The organism is Burkholderia sp. Bp8986 (genome assembly GCF_003854225.1).
GTDB lineage: Bacteria > Pseudomonadota > Gammaproteobacteria > Burkholderiales > Burkholderiaceae > Burkholderia.
The window spans coordinates 1-2,271 of record NZ_QTQM01000128.1; the positions used below are offsets into that span (position 1 = coordinate 1).

Below are 2,271 nucleotides of genomic sequence, written 5' to 3' on the forward strand. Positions count from 1 at the left end.
GCACTTCGTCCGGCGCAAACGAGCAACTCGAGTGGGAACCGAGGAATTTGAAGATGTTTCGGATGGCAGCCCGAAAAGATGCCAGGAGCCCCTGGCCGGAATCGCTCCGGACCGTAAAACTGTTCAATGTTGGGTTGTTGCCGATGGGAGTGGATTGATGAGTCGAAACTCCCGCGGTGGGTAAGTTGGAAATACGAGGCATGATGGCCATTCAAACAAAAAGAAGATGGCGCAGTCTACCGGGGGGGCACCATAGTCTTTCAGATAGGGAGGCGGTTTTAAGATTTGAATAGGGTCAAAGCGGGATCCCGCCCTGCATTGGTGCATCAGCAGGGATTCTGAAAGAGGGATATCCTGCGCGGCATCGCAGCTGTACGCCAGAGGAAGACTGAGGTTGGCGGAAAACGGATTGTGTCGTAGTAAGAGACGGTTTCATAAAGGCTGCTGAGTCCGCTGCAAGGTGTTCCAGCAGATCAGGCAGCAACCGAGTTTGAGGAACGCGCCGTGAATGTCAGCCCGGCGCTCGAAACGAATGCGGAGACGACGGAAGTGATGCAGCCAGGCATGCGTGCGTGCGTTCAACGACTCAGCGATACTTGCCAAGGCCACTGCCATGTTCGGTGCGGCGCTTAGCGAACACTGGCTCGATACCATGTTCGCGTAACGCATCGTCGATGCCGCTCGGAGTCGTAACCACGATCGGCGTAAACCACCCGCGGTCTGCTCAGTGGATGGCCGCGCAATCGGCGAATCGGTGGAATCGCGTCGATCAGAGGCAGCAATTGCGTGACGTCGCTGACATTCGCGCCGGTCAGGATCGCGGCGAGCGGCGTGCCGTTGGCGTCAGTGACGATGTGGGTGCTTGGAACCGGGGCGCACTCGATCGGTACGGTTTCGCCCAGTTTTTGGCCCGCCCCAACGGCGTGGCTCGATTCGAAACCGGCAGGCGGCCTGGGTTCTTCTCGCGAAGCGGCTTGGGTGGTGGCAGTAAAGGTTCGATCAATGTCCACAGTTCGTCGTCGATGATCGGCTTGCCCATCTCCTCGGTCTCAGTGGTTCCGATGCCTGGGGTTAACAGCCCGTCGTGAAAGGCAGTATGACTTTCCGTGAGGCAGAGGCTGGCCTGCCATGGGGAATCAAACGCGGGTTAGCATCGCTACCAGAGCCGCATGGTGTGGACAAGGCCACACCCGGCATTTCCGGCACGGAGGCCAGCATGGAAAACGATAGCACGGTGTACGTGGGACTTGATGTTCACAAGGAGTCCATCACGATCGCCTGCGCGATCAGCATCGAGGAGGTGGCTGGGCAAGATCGGTACGACGCACGGCGATATCGATCGCCTGTGCAAACACCTGCAGTCAAAGGGACGACGCGTGCGCGTTGTCTATGAAGCCGGCCGTGCGGCTATGGGCTCTACCGCCAACTCATGCAGAAGGAGTTCGACTGCATGGTGTGTGCGCCGTCGCTGATTCCGAGGAAACCGGTCGAACGCGTCAAGACGGATCGACGCGATGCGATCAAGTTGGTGCGCGCGCTACGCGCGGGTGACCTGTCGGCCGTGTACGTACCGGGTATCGAAGATGAGGCCTTCCGGGATCTGGTCCGTGCGTGGGCCGCAGCCAAGGACGATCTGAAGCAGGCGCGGCAGCGACTGAAGTCGTTTCTGCTCTAGCACGGTGTGCGCTATACGGGCAGCGCCAACTGGGGCCCAGCCCATCGACGATGGCTAAGAGTCGCTAACACAAGTCATCCACGAATCTAGAGCAGATGACGGCGGCAGCCAGAGCGAGCAAAGCGGCATGAATCTCGAGGCGGCGCTCGAAGCGAATCCGGAGCTGGCCGAAACCAGCAAACCAGGCATGTGTGCGCTCGACGACCCAACGATGACGCCCGAGCCGCTCACTGCTTTCGATACCACGGCGGGCAATACGGGCCTTGATGCCGCGGCGTCTCAGATAGCGCCGGCAACGAGCGAAGTCATACCCTTTGTCGGCGTGCAGTTTGCTCGGCCGCTTGCGCGGCTGCCTGTTCAGGCCCGATACCGCAGGAATGGAATCAAGCGTGGGCTCGAATGCCATCGACTCGTGCCGATTGGCTCCCGTGATCGGGACAGCCAGCGGGATGCCGCGTGCCGCATGCATCTACGACGATGTGTCGCTTCGATCCGAGCTTGCCTCGGTCCGTCGGGGGGCGGTTTCTTGGCCCCCACCCGGGGGCTGGAGACGCTGGCTCAATCTAGGCTCGCACGCTCCCAATCGATCTGGTCGC

Annotated in this window: 3 pseudogenes; 1 reads left to right on the top strand and 2 read right to left on the bottom strand. The window is 60.3% G+C overall.

Going from position 1 to position 2,271, the window contains the following annotated elements:
* Positions 1–432: 432 nt before the first annotated feature.
* Positions 433–1,039: pseudogene (locus tag DID99_RS38605) on the bottom strand (IS5 family transposase).
* A gap of 177 nt (positions 1,040–1,216) precedes the next feature.
* Here DID99_RS38605 and DID99_RS36390 point away from each other — a divergent pair.
* A pseudogene (locus DID99_RS36390) lies at positions 1,217–1,672 on the top strand (transposase); the annotation flags it as partial.
* Positions 1,673–1,739: 67 nt separating this feature from the next.
* Here DID99_RS36390 and DID99_RS36395 read toward each other — a convergent pair.
* Positions 1,740–2,271, bottom strand: a pseudogene (locus DID99_RS36395) (IS5 family transposase); the annotation flags it as partial.